Annotated in this window: 11 protein-coding genes; 6 read left to right on the forward strand and 5 right to left on the reverse strand. The window is 62.7% G+C overall.

Going from position 1 to position 15,819, the window contains the following annotated elements:
• Positions 1–166: 166 nt before the first annotated feature.
• From A3722_RS21395 to A3722_RS21410, 4 genes are read left to right on the forward strand one after another with little or no spacing between them, the layout of a single operon-like run.
• Positions 167–1,666: a glucan biosynthesis protein gene (locus A3722_RS21395; protein ID WP_150120203.1), complete on the forward strand. Its 1,500-nt coding sequence runs from the start codon at positions 167–169 to the stop codon at positions 1,664–1,666.
• The gene (locus A3722_RS21400; RefSeq protein ID WP_067628129.1) at positions 1,663–1,851 is read left to right on the forward strand and encodes a hypothetical protein; all 189 of its coding nucleotides are present in this window, start codon (positions 1,663–1,665) and stop codon (positions 1,849–1,851) included. Before A3722_RS21395 ends, A3722_RS21400 begins: the two co-directional genes overlap by 4 nt.
• A 5-nt stretch (positions 1,852–1,856) precedes the next feature.
• Positions 1,857–3,662: a glucans biosynthesis glucosyltransferase MdoH gene (gene mdoH / locus A3722_RS21405; RefSeq protein ID WP_067622735.1), complete on the forward strand. Its 1,806-nt coding sequence runs from the start codon at positions 1,857–1,859 to the stop codon at positions 3,660–3,662.
• Positions 3,649–4,911 (forward strand): OpgC family protein, encoded by a 1,263-nt coding sequence (locus A3722_RS21410; RefSeq protein WP_067622738.1) that lies wholly within the window; start codon positions 3,649–3,651, stop codon positions 4,909–4,911. Before mdoH ends, A3722_RS21410 begins: the two co-directional genes overlap by 14 nt.
• Here A3722_RS21410 and A3722_RS21415 read toward each other — a convergent pair.
• From A3722_RS21415 to A3722_RS21425, 3 genes are all read right to left on the reverse strand, one after another.
• Entirely contained in the window at positions 4,908–6,473 is a 1,566-nt protein-coding gene (locus A3722_RS21415; protein ID WP_067622741.1) for a phospholipase D-like domain-containing protein, read from the reverse strand. The two genes, A3722_RS21410 and A3722_RS21415, sit on opposite strands and share 4 nt — an antisense overlap.
• A 92-nt stretch (positions 6,474–6,565) precedes the next feature.
• The gene (locus A3722_RS21420) at positions 6,566–9,685 is read right to left on the reverse strand and encodes an efflux RND transporter permease subunit (RefSeq protein WP_067622744.1); all 3,120 of its coding nucleotides are present in this window, start codon (positions 9,683–9,685) and stop codon (positions 6,566–6,568) included.
• Positions 9,682–10,851 (reverse strand): efflux RND transporter periplasmic adaptor subunit, encoded by a 1,170-nt coding sequence (locus A3722_RS21425; RefSeq protein ID WP_067622747.1) that lies wholly within the window; start codon positions 10,849–10,851, stop codon positions 9,682–9,684. The genes A3722_RS21420 and A3722_RS21425 overlap by 4 nt, the downstream gene beginning before the upstream one ends.
• A gap of 256 nt (positions 10,852–11,107) precedes the next feature.
• Between A3722_RS21425 and A3722_RS21430 the strand changes: the two genes are divergently transcribed.
• A complete protein-coding gene (locus tag A3722_RS21430; RefSeq protein ID WP_067916452.1) occupies positions 11,108–12,328 on the forward strand; it encodes an MFS transporter in 1,221 nt (406 codons plus the stop codon).
• A gap of 6 nt (positions 12,329–12,334) precedes the next feature.
• On the opposite strand, the gene A3722_RS21435 is transcribed toward A3722_RS21430, so the two are convergent.
• Positions 12,335–14,398, reverse strand: a complete 2,064-nt coding sequence (locus A3722_RS21435) for an NAD(+) synthase (protein ID WP_067628824.1) — start codon at positions 14,396–14,398, stop codon at positions 12,335–12,337.
• Positions 14,395–14,898: a CinA family protein gene (locus A3722_RS21440; protein WP_067628822.1), complete on the reverse strand. Its 504-nt coding sequence runs from the start codon at positions 14,896–14,898 to the stop codon at positions 14,395–14,397. The genes A3722_RS21435 and A3722_RS21440 overlap by 4 nt, the downstream gene beginning before the upstream one ends.
• A 134-nt stretch (positions 14,899–15,032) precedes the next feature.
• On the opposite strand from A3722_RS21440, the gene A3722_RS21445 reads away from it, so the two are divergent.
• Entirely contained in the window at positions 15,033–15,662 is a 630-nt protein-coding gene (locus A3722_RS21445) for a glutathione S-transferase family protein (protein ID WP_067628821.1), read from the forward strand.
• Positions 15,663–15,819: the final 157 nt, after the last annotated feature.

Raw genomic sequence — 15,819 nt, forward strand, 5'->3', positions numbered from 1 at the left:
GCCGCCGAAAGGATTAGATAGGGAAAAAATTGCACACTCTTAACGTGTCTCTCGGGGTATTGTTTTGCCAAATTCTTCTACTACACGATCGAAAAAATTGCGGACCGAAGGCTTAGAGCGGCGTCAGTTTCTGACCCTCTCAGCCGCGTCCTTTGCCGCCGCGCTGATGCCGCTGCGCGGTCGCGCGCAAGAGGTGCCTGCCGCCTCCTTCACATTCGACAATCTGGTCAATGACATGCGGGACTTGGCGCAGTCGTCCTATGCGGCTCCGAAGCCGGTCAAAGGGTTCCTCGCCGATCTTGATTACGACGCTTACCAACGGATTCGATTCCGACCCGAACAGGCGCGCTGGCAGGAAAAGGGCGTTACCTTTAGGTTGCACGCCTTCCACCCCGGCTGGCTGTTCAAAGAAGCGGTGAAGATCAACGAGGTCCGGGGCGAGACGGTTGAGCCCATGAGCTTTACCACTGCGGATTTTGAGTATGACGACACGGCGCTTGCCAAGTCGATCCCCCCCAATGCCGAGATGCCGGGCGTTGCCGGTTTCCGTCTGCACACCCCACTCAACCGCGCCGATATTTTCGACGAATTGATCGTCTTCCAAGGCGCGAGCTATTTCCGCGCTCTGGGGAAAGACACGCTTTATGGACTGAGCGCGCGTGGTCTTGCCGTCAACACCGGCCTGCCCGAAGGCGAGGAGTTCCCCCGTTTCAGCGAGGTCTGGCTGCGCCGCCCCGAACCGGGCGATAGCAGCGCCACGATCTATGCCGCACTCGACAGCCCGTCGGTGACCGGCGCCTATAGGTTCGTGATCACACCGGGCGACGACACCACCGTCGAGGTCACCATGCGGCTGTTCCTGCGCAAAGACATCAAGCAGCTTGGCATCGCGCCGCTGACTTCGATGTTCCTGCACAATGGCGCGGACAAGGGCAGCTTTGACGATTTCCGCCCCTCAGTCCACGACAGCGAAGTCTTGGTGCTGAACGCGGGCAAGGATGCGACCCTCTGCCGCCCGCTGAACAATCCGCCGCGTTTGGCGAGTTCCTATTTCGGGGCGCAGAGCCCGCGCTCCTTCGGGCTGGCACAGCGCAACCGGGACTTTGAGCATTACCTCGATGCGCAGGCCCATTACGAACGGCGCCCCTCGCTGATGATCGAACCCATGGGCGACTGGGGCAAGGGCACGGTGCGACTGGTCGAAATCCCCTCCGATCTGGAGGGCAATGACAACATCGTCGCCTATTGGATTCCCGAGGGCGAAACCCGTGCCGGGGATGAATTGGCTTATGACTACCGCATGCACTGGGGGATGAACCCACCGGGCACGACCCCGCAGACCCTTGGCCGCGTGGTGCGGCTGCGTTCGGGCCACGGCGGGGTTGCGGGGGTAGAGGCAGATACGCAAACCCGCAAATTCGTCATCGACTTTGCCGGCGGACAGCTGAGCGATATGCCAAGCGACGCAGAGTTGGAGCCGATCGCCAGCGCGCAGAACGGCGAAATCGTCGAGGCGATCCTGAGCCGGGTAGATGGCAGAGACGAATGGCGGCTGGTGCTGGAACTACGTGCAGCGCCTGACGCCATCGTCGAGATCAAGGCAGTTCTATCGGGATATGACCGCAATCTTACAGAGACATGGGTGTACCAATGGATCAACGCATGACCCTTCAAGACGCGACGACCCCCTACTCCGCAATGACGGTTGAGGCCGAGACCTGGATGCCGCCCGCCGCCCCCCTTGCCATGCCACGGCAGACTTTGGAACGGCGCGGCCATCTGGCCGGGCTGGCCGGGCTGGCCGGGCTGGCCGATGTCGCGCGGGCGTTCCTGCTGCGGCGCAAGGCCTAGGTTCAATGACACTTCAGCAAAGGCAGCTTGCGGCGGACGGGGCGACCCGTTTTGCACGGGCGGTCGCCGTCTTTTTGTCTCTTGGCTGTGCGGCCCTTGCGTCAATGCTTTTGGCCGAGGCGGCGGCGCGCGATGGGTTCAGCGGGTGGGACGGCATCCGCGCCCTGCTCGTTTTCGCGACCACGGCTTGGCTGGCTTGGGGGGCGTCATTGGCGCTGATCGGGCTTTTCGGCGGCAGGCCAACGCCTCCCCGCCCCGCGCTGGACGCGCCGCAGCCGCGCACCGTGATCGCGGTACCCATCTGCAACGAAGACCCGCTGACCACTTTTGCCCGCATCGCCGCCATTGACCGTTCTGTCACCCGGGCCGGTGTGATGGCGGATTTCGTCGTTCTGTCGGACACGCGCGATGACGCACTCGCCGGGAAAGAGCAATTCGCCTTTGCCCGATTGCTGCGCGAGACAGATGGCCAAGGGCGTATTTTCTACCGCAGACGGCGCGACAATGCGGGCCGCAAGGCGGGCAATATCGAAGAGTTCATTCGCAGCTCCGGCGGGGCCTATGACCTTGCGGTGATCCTTGACGCCGACAGTCTGATGGAGGGCGAGACGATCCGCGCCATGATCGCGCGGATGCAAGCCGATCCGCAACTGGGGCTGCTACAGACCCTGCCCAAGATCATCGGCGCGCGGTCTTTCTTTGGCCGGGCACTGCAATTCGCCTCGTGGTTTCATGGCCCGATCTTCACCCGTGGCCTTGCCCGTATGCAGGGCCCGACGGGGCCGTTCTGGGGCCATAACGCAATCATTCGCGTCCCCGCCTTCGCCGAAAGCTGTGGGCTGCCCGAGCTTTCCGGCCCCCCGCCCTTGGGCGGGCATATCCTCAGCCACGATTATGTCGAGGCGGCGTTGCTTGCTCGCGCCGGTTGGAAGGTTGAGGTAGACGAAACCTTGGGCGGCTCTTTCGAAGAAGGCCCTGAGAATGTCCTGTCCTTTGCGCGGCGAGAGCGGCGTTGGTGCCAAGGCAACCTGCAACATGCGCGGCTGATCTTTGCCCCCGGGCTGGCGGGTTGGAGCCGGTTTGTCTTTTTGCAGAACGTCACCGCCTATGTCGTCTCTCTTCTCTGGGCGGCGTTTCTGATCACTTCGGCCATCAGCACGCTTTACGCGCCACCGCCGGAGTATTTCCCCGGCCCCTATCAGCTTTTCCCCGTCTTCCCCGACACCAGCACGCGCGAGATCACGCTGCTGGCCTTGGGCGTTTTGGGTCTGCTGGTGGTGCCGAAGCTGCTGATCCTGCTGCACGCGACCCTGACCAAACGCGCACGCGACTTTGGCCACAGCCTGCGCATGTCGCTCTCGGTTCTGACCGAGATCGTGCTGACCACGCTTTTGGCCCCCTTGATGCTGCTCTATCACAGCCGCGCGGTGTTGCAGGTGCTCTCGGGCCAAGACGGGGGCTGGCCTGCCAACCAACGCAACGAAGGCCGGTTGAGCTTGGCGGATGGCTGGGCGGCGGGCCGGTGGATCGTTTTCATTGGCGCTGCGATCATCGCGGCGGTGCAATGGGTCGCACCTGACCTGACGATCTGGCTGCTGCCCGTGGCGGTTCCGATGCTGCTGGCCCCGCTGCTAATTGCATGGACCTCCCGCCCCCTGCCTCGCACGCTCTTTGCCGTGCCGGAGGATGCGGCACCGCTGGATGTCGTCGCGGAATACGACAGTATCTGCGATGTCTGGCGGCTGACGTGGAATGACGAACATCTGATGGCGAAACCCAAAGCGGCGGATCTGACCCATGCCCCAGCCTAGCACCGGGCTGTCGCTTGCGGCGAGATCGCTCGGCTCTGCCCCCACGGCCAAACCTGCCCGCGACCCGCGCATCGATGTGTTTCGCGGTCTGGCGTTGGTGATGATTTTCATCAACCACGTCCCCGGCAACCCCTATGAAGCTCTGACCATCCGCAACCTAGGCTTTGCCGACGCTGCAGAGGCGTTCTTTTTGATGTCGGGCATCGCAGCGGGCTTGGCCTATACGCCCCGGTTCATTGAGAGAGACCGCCTGCGGCATGGCCTCTGGCGCGCGGTCGCCCCCCTGTGGAAGCGGGCATGGTCGCTTTATCTCGTGCAGATCATGCTTTCGGCCGCGGCTTTGGGCATCTTTGCCGCCGCTTTCCAGATCACGACAGAGGCCGAGTTTCTGACCAAGATCAACATGCGGCAGGTCTTTCAAAACCCGACCCAATCCCTGATCGGGATACCGCTTTTGACGCATCAGTTTGGCTATGTGAACATCCTGCCTGCCTATTCGGTTCTGCTGGTCTGTGCCCCTGCGGCGATCATGCTGGGGCTGCGCTGGCCGCGGCTGCTTTTGGCGCTGTCGCTGACCCTTTGGCTGCTGACCGGCGTTCTCCGACTGAACCTGCCGAACTACCCCAATCCGGGCGGCTGGTTCTTTAACCCTTTTGCGTGGCAGGCAATCTTTGTCTGCGGCCTGCTGGTTGGGCTCAGCCAACGGCAGGGCTATCGGTTCTTTCCCGCGTCGAAAGCGCTGTTTTGGCTGTCCGTCGCGGTGTTGCTAGGGGTGCTGGCATGGCGCTATGTGCCGGGCTTGGGCAAATTCCTGAACCTACAGATGCATCACCTGCGCGAAGCCGGGGTTCCCTTCAACATCACCTCCCATGACAAGACCTATCTCTCCGCCCCGCGGTTCATCCATATTCTGGCTTTGGGGTATTTTCTGTCGCAATTGCCAAGCGTGACCCGCCTCTCTGGTCACCAGATGGCGCGCCCCTTCCGGCTGATTGGTCGGCATGGGCTGTTGATCTTTGCCAGTGGCACGGTGCTCGCACTGGTCTGTCAGGCGTTGATGATGGCACGGCCCGAGGCAGCTTGGATGCCATGGGTGCTGCCTGCGGTGGGAACGGCGGCCCTCTATGGGATCGCTTGGACTGCCGAAACATCGCGGCGCGTGCTCACCGCGCCAGCGGCACCGGCCGAGCGCAACCCTGTGCAAGATAGCGCGCGTTTCGCGGCACCTGCCGCCGAGCCCAGACCTTAGACCTCAGGATCGCGGCGGCCCCATTTGCGCCATGCCAGCCACGCAAGGCCCAGCCCCCCTGCGATCAACGCCATGTGACGCGGGCGAATGCCGCGCCCGGTCGTGGTGCCCTCTCCGGGATGATAGCGCGGGTCAAGCAGCCGGGTGTTTGCCAGAAAGCCGCCGACAACCGTCTCGCTGCCCCGGAACACGGCACGCAGGCCGCGACCTTTCTTGCGGTTCAGGGTTTCAATTGCTCCGATCATCGACCCCTTTTCGGCCATCACCTCGGCCACACGGGCGGGCGGCAGGCCCAAGTGCTCGGCGATGAGGCGGGTCCTGAACCCTTCGATCACCTGCGCGGGGCGCTCGATCGCCACGTCGCATTCGGTGTCAAACCCCATGGAGCGGTTGTTGAGGTTGCTGGAGCCGAGACGCAGAAGATGGTCGTCGATGATCATGATCTTCGCATGCACATAAATCGGTTCCCCCTCGTCGGTGACGGGGAAATAGATGCGGAAGCGGTTTTGGTGATCCGCCCGTTTTAAGTCTTCGACCAGACGTTCACGCAGGACATGCATGGCGTCATCTTCCAGCTGCGATTCCGCATCGCGCGGGTTGATGATAACGATCTCGGGCCCGCCCTCTTCGGCCAAACGCGCTTTGAGCGCATCACAGACCGAGTCTGCAGCGAGGTACTGCGATTCAATATAGATATAGTCGCGGGCCGATCTGATCCCGGTGAGGTAGAGTTGTTCGATCTCATTGATCAGCGGCTCTTCGTCGAAGGGCGGCTCGGTTCGGGCGATCCCCACATCAATGTCTTCGGCATCCACCGGCAGGTCGTTGGGCCATTCAAACTTCGGCGCGCCCTTGGGCTGCGCGATCTCATCCCCTGTGGCTCGCAACCAACGCCGGCGCGACAGTTCGCCCAAGGCCGCAGCGGCAGGGCCGGACATCGCCGAGGTGGCATCGTGCCATGGGTCGGAGGGAGAGCCGTCTTTGCGCACCCGGCGTGGATCATGCGGCAGGTGATCGGGCGTGTCCCAGCGGTCTTCGGTCGCGTCGATGCCGCCGCAAAAGGCCAAGGCATCATCGGCCACGACGATCTTTTGGTGGTGGCAGGCGCCAAAGGGGTGATGCCCGTCCAAAGCGAAATGGATCCGGTCACCGCCAAACAGGCTCAGCGCCAGTGAGGGCACCAGCCGCCCCGGCGCAGCCAGCACGGCCCCGTTCCATTTCAGCAGGTAGACATGCAACTCCGGCGTCCGCTCAACCACCGCCTCTACAAAGGCGCCGAGTTGGTTGGGATAGCCGTCCGGCGCATTGCCGTCCTCATCGCTCTCGCCCGGCAGCATCTCAAGCTCAAAGTCGAAATCCCAGCCGATCAGCATCAACTGCTGCCGCGCGCCGAGAAAGATTTTGCGCAAGACACGGAAGTAATCCGCCGCATCGACCACAAGGCCAAAACGCTCGGCCCGTGCAACGCGCCATGTGGACTTATCGGTAAACAGGCTCTGGCGCGTTGCCGCGTCAGTCGGATGCTGCTGGTCCGCCTTCGCTAAATCCAAATCGCCACGCACGTGTCTGTCCCTTTCGGTTCGATCCTACATGGCTAAACGCCCAGTGCGGTGGGAAGTTGCATGGGCGCAGAAATATCGGCGGCAACGGCCGCTCAGACCAATTGCGCTTCGGACAATTCGGCCTGAAGGCGGGCTTCTTCGGCGGCTTTGGGCGTGGTGAAACGTGCCAGCAAGAAATAGGCGACGGGCGTGAGATAGAGCGTCGAAAGCGTGGCCATGCCCAAGCCGCCGACAATGACCCAGCCGAGCGCCTCGCGCGCCTCGGCCCCCGCGCCCGAGGACAGGATCAGCGGCACGCCCCCCAGCACGGTCGAGGTCATCGTCATCATCACCGGGCGCAGACGGATGGTAGAGGCCCCGAAGATCGCATCGTGAATATCCGCCCCCTGATCGCGCAGCTGGTTGGCGAATTCGACAATCAAAATCCCGTTCTTGGCCATGATCCCGATTAGCATGACCAGCCCGATCTGGCTATAGACGTTCAGACTTTGCCCCGTCATCAGCAGCGCGAAAATCGCGCAGGCAAGGCCCAATGGCACCGTGGCCATCACCACGATGGCAGAGACGAAACTCTCGAACTGCGCAGCGAGGACAAGGAAAACCACAAGGATCGCAAAGCCGAAGGTCACGAACAGCCCGGAACTGGTTTGATCCAACGCCGCGGCCTCGGCCAATGGCACGATCAGGTTTTCGTCGTCCAACACCTCTTGTCCGACCGCGCGCACTTGTTCCAACGCATCGCCCAGCGACAGGCCCGGCGTCAGCCCGGCGGAAATCTCGACCGAGCGGTTCTGCCCCTCCCGGTCCAACTCAGGGGCGACGGCGCGCTCTTCGAGGGTGACAAAACTGGCCAGCGAAATCATCTGTCCGTTGCCCGATTGGACAAAGACGTTCTCAAGGTCGCGCGGGTCGTTCACCGGGTCCGAGGTCGACAACATCTGCACGCCGTAGCTGGTGTCGTCGATAAAGACCGATGCCACCTCGCGCCCGTCGAGCATGGCTTGCAAGGCTTGGCCCAGCCCGGTGATGTCGACGCCCAAATCAGCCGCGAGCGTCCGGTCGATCTGCACGAAAAGCTGCGGTTGCGTGCGCTCATATTCCAGCCGCACTTGGCCCATCGCGGGGTCAGTGCTCAGCCGGTCCACCATGGCCTGCGCGACCTGCGACAGTTGCTCATAATTGTTGCCCGTGATCGCGAAAGACAGCCCCCGCCCCGCGCCGCGAATACCGAGGGAGTTGGGCTGGATCGCAAAAGCCCGCACGCCGACGATGCCGCGCAGCTTGCCGTTGATCTGCCCCACGATCTCATCTTGGCTGCGCGCGCGGTCTTCCCAACCGGCAAGGGTGAAGACCATGAACCCGCGATTATCCGCGCCAAACCCGGTGATGGAGAAGATGTTCGTCACCTCGCCCGCCTCTTGCAGTGGGGTGATCAGGTCTTCAATCTCGCGCATCTTGGCTTGGGTATAATCAAGCGAGACGCCCTGCGGAGCCGACACGCTGAGCAGCGCCACGGCGCGATCTTCGCGCGGGGTTAACTCTTGGCGAATTTCGCCCGCCACCAGCACTGCCGTCAACGCGACGAAGGCGGCGATCAGTACCACGACATAGGGCATCGCCAGCGCCCCTTTGAGGGTCGCGGCGTAGAGCCGAAACAACGCATTGCCAAGCGCCACGACAGGGCCGCGTGGGTTCTCCGCCGCGGGTTTGGTCAGCAGACGGCTGGCCAGCACCGGACAAAGGCTCAGCGCCACCACCGAGGACAGCATCACCGCAATGGCGAGGGTAAAGCCAAACTCCCGAAACAGCCCGCCCGCCTGACCGGGCAGGAACGACAGCGGGATAAAGACCGCCGCCAGCGTGGCCGTGGTGGTGACCACGGCAAAGAACACCTGCGAACTGCCCAGCACCGCCGCCGCCCGTGGCCCCATCCCCGCCGCCCGCTGGCGCACGATGTTCTCTAGCACCACAATCGCATCATCCACGACCATGCCAGTGGCCAGAACCAGTGCCAAAAGAGTCAGGATGTTGATCGAAAACCCGACCAGATAGATCGCCGCCAAAGTGCCGATCAGCGCCACGGGTAGGGTCAGCGCCGGGATCAGCGTGGCGCGGAAATCGCGCAGGAAGATAAAGATCACCGCCACCACGATGCCCACGGCAAAGGCCAGCGTCGACAGCACCTCGCGGATCGAGCCAGAGATAAAGGTCGCATCATCCGAGGTCACGAAAATCCGCACGTCTTGGGGCAACGTCTCGTTCAACTCTGCCACCACGGCGCGCACATCGCGCGAAATCTCAAGCGTGTTCGAGGTCGCCTGTCGGATGATGCCGATGCCCAGACCCAACTGCCCATTGGCCCGCAGGATCGTCTCACCATCGGCGGGGCCGAGCGTCACGGTGGCCACATCGCCGAGCCGGACATTCTCTTTGATCTCCATCGCCTCAAAGGCCTGCGTGGTCGCGACACTGGCGGTGGTGCGCACGTTGATCGACTGCCGGTCCCCGGCCAGATCACCCGCAGGCGCGTCATAGGCGACATCGGCCAAGGCGCGCTGGATGTCGCCCAAGGTCAGGCCCCGGCTGGCCAGTTCCAACTGATCAATATCGACGCGGAAAAACGGTTCGCGGTCGCCATAGACCTGCAAATCCGCCACCCCGTTGACCGAGATCAGCCGGTCTTCGACGCGGTCCTGCACCAGTTTGGTCAATTCTTCGGGCGAGCGGCCCATGGAGGTCACGGCGATACGCATCACCGGCTGGGCGTTGGCGTCGGCTTTGACGATCTGCGGCTGCTCGGCGCCCTCGGGCAGTTGGTTCACGATCCGCGCCACCGCGTCGCGCACATCGGTGGCAGCCACGTCGATATCGGTGCTGTCGTTGAACTCAAGCGTGACCCGGCTGCGCCCAAAGCGGGAGTTTGAAGAAATCGCCCGCACACCCGAGACGCGGCCTACGGCCCCTTCGATCCGACCGGTCAATTCCTGATCCACGGATTCCGGGGACGCGCCCGAGAATGTCGTGGTGACGGTAACGACGGGCCGGTCGACATTGGGAAGCTCACGCACCTCGGCGCCAAAAAGCGCGGCAATCCCCGCCAGCACGATCAGCGCGTTCAGCACAAAGGCGAGGATAGGCCGCCGTACGAAAAGCGCTGTGCCCGACGCGGTGGCAGGCGGCGGGGCGCCTTCATCAGAGGGCGGGGCGCTCATAGGGTTGTCTTTTCAGAAATGGCGGCACCCGATTGAGCACGGCCCGAGCGGTTTGTCTCGCGCACCTCTCCACCTTCGCGCAGGGTTTGCACGCCTTCGGTCACCACCACATCTTCGGCGGTCAGGCCCTCCGACAGGACAAGAACGGAATTGCTGTTGCGCTGCGCGATTTCGACCGCGATTTGATGCGCCTTGCCCTCCCGCACCGCCCAGACAAATGGCCCGTCCGAGGACCATTGCACCGCGAGCGGCGGGATCGCCAAGAAAGGGTCGCCGACAAAGGTAAGGCTGACCGAAAAGGCCATGCCCGCGCGCAACTGGTCGTCTGCGTTCGGCACCCGGCCTTGGACCAAAAGCGTGCGGCTGGCGCGGTCGATCACGCTGTCGATGGCGCTGACCTCGCCCGTCAGCGTCAAATCACGCATCCCAAGCGGGGTGACCGTGATTTCTTTGCCAAGGTCCAGCTTGCCCACCACCCGCTCGGGCACGCGGAAATCGATCAGGATCTCGCTGCGGTCGGTGATGGTGGCCAGTTGATCCTGCGCACTCACCCGGTCGCCTTCTTCGATGTCGGTGATCCCCACCCAGCCCGAGATCGGCGCGAGGATGCGGCGTTGCGACAGATCGAACTGCGCTTGGCTGAGCGCAAGTTCAGCGCTTTGCAGGGCCAATTCCGTCTCGCGTAGGCGCACTTCGCTGACGGCACCGGTATTTTGCAACCGCTTCACCCGGTCTTGCTCGGTCCGGGCGTTTTCAAGCTGCAATTCGGCTTGTTTCAGGGCAATCTGCTCGGCCTCATTCTCAAGCAGGGCGACCACGGTGCCCGCCTCGATCAACTGTCCGGCGGGCAGGTTGAGATCGGTGATGACCCCGACGGCGTTGGAGCGCAGCGTGACCGAGCGGCGCGCGTGCCCGTCGCCGATGGCGGTGATCCGGTCGGCCAAGGTCTCTTGGCTGACCGCTGCCGTGACAACCAGCGATGGCCCGCCGCCACCCCAACCGCGGCCTGACGACCCCGGCTCTTGCGATGCGACCTCGATCCCCAAAAGATCGAGCAGACCCGTCTCAGCCACATAGGGGCGGGAGGCGGGGACGAAGGTCAACATCATGTAAAGACCAGCAATGAGAACCAGCAAAAATACGAAAAATTGGCGCAGGGATTTCACGGGGATGCGCTTTCAAATTGTTTCACAAGGCGCATAATTGAGCATCCCCCCGAAAAAGGCACGTCAAATCTGCTTGATCAATGGCCGGGCATTCCCTGACGGGGCCGCTGGCTGCTACCACTATGGCGCGGAACCCAGCCCGGTGAAAGGGCGGGGGGCTTGATTACTAGAAATTCGATTGCCGCCGCACATATTCCGGCCCAAAGGCCAGGCAATCACCGGGGCCAAGGCCAGACAAAAGACCAAAGGGGACATCATGCGCGCGACGGTTCTACCACTGGCGACACTGCTACTGGGCTTCTCGCTTTTGCAGATGAGCAACGGGCTGCAAGGCACGCTTTTGGCCGTGCGCGCGGGGCTTGAGGGGTTTGGCGGGGCGACCACCGGCCTGATCATGTCGGGCTTTTTCGCGGGGCTGAGCATTGGGTCTTTCGTCGCGCCGCGGCTGATCAGCGGCGTGGGGCACATCCGCACCTTTGCCGCGCTCGCCTCTGTTGCCTCTGCGGCGGCGCTGATGCATTTGGCCTTTGTCGATCCTTGGGTCTGGATCGCGGTGCGCTGCCTGACGGGTTTCGCCTTTGCCGGGTTAATCATCGTCACGGAAAGCTGGCTCAATGCGTCGGTCAGTTCCGCGCAGCGGGGCAAGTTGCTGGCGGTTTATGGCATGGTCGGCATGGCGTCGGGGGCGGCGGGGCAGTTCCTGCTTAACCTTGGGGATCCGGCTGAGTTCATCCTCTTCGTGCTCGTCTCGATCGTCATGTCACTGTCGCTGGTGCCAATTTCGCTAAGCCGCGTGGAAGGGCCGCGCTCTGAGGGCGCGCAAGAGCCGCCTTCGCTCCGCCGCCTTTGGGGCCTTTCGCCCTATGGCGCGGTGGCCGCCGGACTGGTCGGGGCCTCCATCGGGACATTCTACGGGCTGGCACCGCTCTTTGCTCAGGAAATGGGATACACGCAGTCCCGCATCGCCCTGCTGATCGCGGCCTTTACGATCGGCGGCTTGGTGCTTCAGTTCCCGCTGGGCTGGATGTCCGACCGGATGAGCCGCCGCGGTCTTGGCGTGGGGCTAGCCGCCGCAGGCAGCGCCTTGATGTTGCTGACCCTGCCGATCCCGGCGCCGACGGGGACGATGCTGCTGGTTCTGGGGTTCGCCATAGGCGGGCTGGTCCTGCCTGCGCAGTCCATCGTGATCGCCCATGTCAACGACCGCGCCCCCGGCTCGGCGGTGGTGGCGGTTTCGGGCGGTTTGGTGCTGATGCAGGGGATTGGCGCGGCAATCGGCCCGCTGCTGGCGGGTGTGCTGCTGGATACGCTGGGGCCGCGCGGCCTGCCGCTGGCGCTTGGCGGCTTTCAACTTATCATCGTGGCATGGGGGCTGCTGCGCATGACCCTGCGCAGCGATCCCGAAACCCAAGAGCGGCACGCGGCACCGCCGCTGACCCCGAATTTTGTCGAAGGCGAGTTGAGCCGCGAGGAATAGCGCGGCTTAGCCTTTCGGCCAGCTTTCCGGCACGTTGCTGCGCAACTCTTCCAACCACGGGGTTGCCACACTATCCGAAGGCGCGCGCCAGTCACCGCGCGGCGACAACGCGCCCCCGGCGCTGACCTTGGGCCCATTCGGCAAGGCCGAGCGTTTGAACTGGCTGGTGGCAAAGAAACGGTGCAGAAATTTTTCGAGCCAATGGCGGATGGTCTCCAAGTCATAGGCGTTGCGCTTGGCCTGCGGAAAGCCTTCAGGCCAGCGCCCTTCTTCGATGTCGTGCCATGCGTGCCACGCCAGAAAGGCTACCTTTGATGGGGCGAGCCCGTAGCGCATGGTGTGAAAGAGAAAGAAGTCGTTCAGCTCATAGGGGCCGATCATCGCCTCGGTGCTTTGGATCTCTTCATCTTCGCCTGCGGGCACCAATTCGGGCGAGATTTCGGTGTCCAGAATGGCTTGCAGCACCCCGTCCGTCTCTGCGTCGAACTGGCCCGAGCGGGTGGCCCAACGGATCAGATATTGGATCAGCGTCTTCGGCACGCCGGTGTTCACCGCGTAATGGCTCATCTGGTCGCCGACGCCGTAGGTGCACCAGCCAAGCGCCAGCTCACTCAGATCGCCAGTGCCGATGACGAAGCCCTGCCGCTGGTTGGCCAGCCGGAAAAGGTAATCGGTGCGCAGCCCGGCCTGCACGTTTTCAAAGGTGATGTCATAGACCGGCTCCCCGTCTGAAAAGGGGTGATCCATATCCTCCAGCATCTGCCGCGCGGCGGGGCGGATGTCGATCTCATCGGCGGTGATGCCCATCGCCTTCATCAGCTTCCAAGCGTTGGACTTGGTCCCTTCGGAGGTGGCAAAGCCGGGCATGGTGAACCCAAGAATACGGTCGCGCGGGATGCCCATACGGTCACAGGCTTTGGCCGCCACGATCAGCGCATGGGTCGAATCCAGCCCGCCGGAAATGCCGATCACCATGGTCTTGCCCTTGGTCGCCTCGAACCGGCGGCGCAGCCCTTCGACCTGAATGTTGAACGCCTCGTAGCAGTCTTGGTCGAGGTGGCTCTCGCGGTTCGGCACATAGGGAAAACGGCGCAGCGGGCGGATCAGCCCGGCGTTTTCATGATGCGGCTGATGGGCGAAGGTGACGCGGCGAAACTCTGGCGCGCGGTGCCGCGCGGCGTCGTGGAAACTGCCCGTCCGCATCCGCTCGGACTGGATGCGCCCGCAATCCACATCAGCGATGGTCAGTTCCGGCTCAAGCGAGAAGCGGGTGGATTCCGCCAAAAGGTCGCCCAACTCATGGATCATCCCCTGCCCGTCCCAAGCCAGATCGGTCGTGCTCTCTCCCGGCCCGGCGGCGGAATAGACATAGGCCGCAAAGGCGCGCATGGATTGCGACCGGCACAGCAGATGGCGGTCAGAGGATTTCCCGATCACGATGTTGGAGGCCGAAAGGTTGGCGAGGATCAGCGCCCCCCCAAGTGCGGCCTCCGACGAGGGCGGCGCGGGCGTCCAAAGGTCTTCGCAGATCTCGGCGTGGAAGATCATACCGGGCAGATCCGTCGCCTCGAAAATCAGATCATCGCCAAAGGGCACGCGGCAGCCCGCGACGGTGATCTCTCCGCCAGTGTCACGGCCATGGGCGAACCAGCGTTTCTCATAGAACTCGCGGTAATTGGGCAGGTAAGACTTTGGCACGACGCCCAGCACCTGCCCGCGTGAGATCACGACAGCGCAGTTATAAAGCCGCCCCTCCCGACGCAGCGGCGCGCCAAGCAGGATCACGGGGGTCATCTCGGCACTGGCTTCGACAAGCACGCCAAGCGCCTCTTCCACCGCATTCAACAGCGCATCCTGCATGTGCAGATCGTCAATGGCATAGGACGAGAGCGACAGTTCGGGACAGACCAGCAGATCGACACGTGCCGCATCGGCGCGGCGCATTTCGTCCAGCAGGCTATCGCGGTTGAAGGCCACATCAGCAGGCCGCACATGGGGTGTACAGGTCGCCACCCGGACAAAGCCGTGACGGTGGTAGGCGGTAAAGGCGGCGGCTTGGCTCTTGCTCACGTCAGGCTCTCTTCCAACATATCCAATATCGTTTCAAGGCATCGCTGCCGGATCGCATCGCGGCCAATGGCCCCAAAGGACTCGGCCCGATGAACCGTGTTACATCCCTCGCGTGCAAGCGCAAAATGCACAAGTCCCTCTTCGTCCTCGGGGCGTCCCGGTCCGGCAAATCCGGTGGTCGAGACGGCAATCTGCGCACCTGAGCGCGCCATTGCCCCTTCGGCCATCTTAATCGCCACAGGGCGGGAGACCGCGCCGCATGCGTTCAAAAGCGCCCGGTCAACCCCCAAAAGCTCGTGTTTAGACTGATCCGTATAGCTGACGAAACCACGCTCAAACGCATGAGAGCAACCTTCGATATCCGTCAGAAGGGCGGCAACCAGCCCGCCGGTACAGCTTTCGGCGGTGACGATATGGAGGTCCCGCGCGCAAAGCTTTTCCAAAACGGATTGCGCGCGATCAGCGATGTCGGGCTGCGATAGGGGATCACTTTTCTGCATCTTCGCTCCGCAAATTGGTGCCTTGTCAAGCAAACCTCCTGCCACCCCCGCGGTTCCTTACGTTGACCCGCCGCAAACTGCCTGCTTAACATTGCAAGAAATTAAACCGCGCATCTGCATATGGAACCAAAGCGATGATTGACCTTTACACATGGACCACCCCGAACGGCCGCAAGGTCTCGATCCTGCTGGAAGAATTGGGGATCGACTATAACGTCCATTCCATCAACATCGGCAAGGATGAGCAGCACAGTCCCGCCTTCCTCAAAATCAGCCCCAACAACAAAATCCCCGCCATCGTGGACCATGACACCGGGGTGAGCTTGATGGAATCCGGCGCGATCATGGTCTACCTCGCTGAGAAATATGGCCGCTTTCTGCCCGAAGGTCAGGCCGCGCGGGCCGAGGTGATGCAATGGTTGATGTGGCAAATGGGCGGCTTTGGCCCCATGGCGGGGCAGGCGCATCATTTCTTGCATTTCAATCCCGGCAAGGCCGCCTATGCCGAAGAACGCTTCGGCGCCGAGGTCAAACGCCTCTACAGCGTGCTCGACAAACAGCTTGAGGGGCGTGATCACATCTGCGGCGAATACTCCATCGCCGATATGGCCTGCTGGCCTTGGGTGTCGCGCTATGAATGGCAGCAGATCGACCTTGCCGATTACCCCAATGTCCGGGCGTGGTACCAGCGGCTGCGCGCGCGCGAGGCAGTGCAAAAGGGATACCATGTGCCCAAGGTGATGGGCGAGATTCCTGAGGGCTGAAATCGGCTCCCCCCTCGCGGCTGCAACGTAAGGGGGAACCAAGGCATAAGTTGATCGGTTGCACTGTCAAAGGCAGTGCTACCGACCGCGCAGGCTGCCCGTTTCATGAATGGGGGCTGAATCGTGATGCTTGATCTGATGATGATACCCGTGAGCG

This window comes from Sulfitobacter sp. HI0027 (genome assembly GCF_001634775.1).
Taxonomy (GTDB): domain Bacteria; phylum Pseudomonadota; class Alphaproteobacteria; order Rhodobacterales; family Rhodobacteraceae; genus Sulfitobacter.

Excerpts from the sequence above, each read along its gene's own strand:
- A3722_RS21420 (WP_067622744.1), bottom strand. The coding sequence starts at position 9,685 with ATGAGCGCCCCGCCCTCTGATGAAGGCGCCCCGCCGCCTGCCACCGCG.
- A3722_RS21400 (WP_067628129.1), top strand. The coding sequence starts at position 1,663 with ATGACCCTTCAAGACGCGACGACCCCCTACTCCGCAATGACGGTTGAG.
- A3722_RS21395 (WP_150120203.1), top strand. The coding sequence starts at position 167 with ATGCCGCTGCGCGGTCGCGCGCAAGAGGTGCCTGCCGCCTCCTTCACA.
- A3722_RS21440 (WP_067628822.1), bottom strand. The coding sequence starts at position 14,898 with ATGCAGAAAAGTGATCCCCTATCGCAGCCCGACATCGCTGATCGCGCG.
- A3722_RS21430 (WP_067916452.1), top strand. The coding sequence starts at position 11,108 with ATGCGCGCGACGGTTCTACCACTGGCGACACTGCTACTGGGCTTCTCG.
- A3722_RS21445 (WP_067628821.1), top strand. The coding sequence starts at position 15,033 with ATGATTGACCTTTACACATGGACCACCCCGAACGGCCGCAAGGTCTCG.
- A3722_RS21410 (WP_067622738.1), top strand. The coding sequence starts at position 3,649 with ATGCCCCAGCCTAGCACCGGGCTGTCGCTTGCGGCGAGATCGCTCGGC.
- mdoH (WP_067622735.1), top strand. The coding sequence starts at position 1,857 with ATGACACTTCAGCAAAGGCAGCTTGCGGCGGACGGGGCGACCCGTTTT.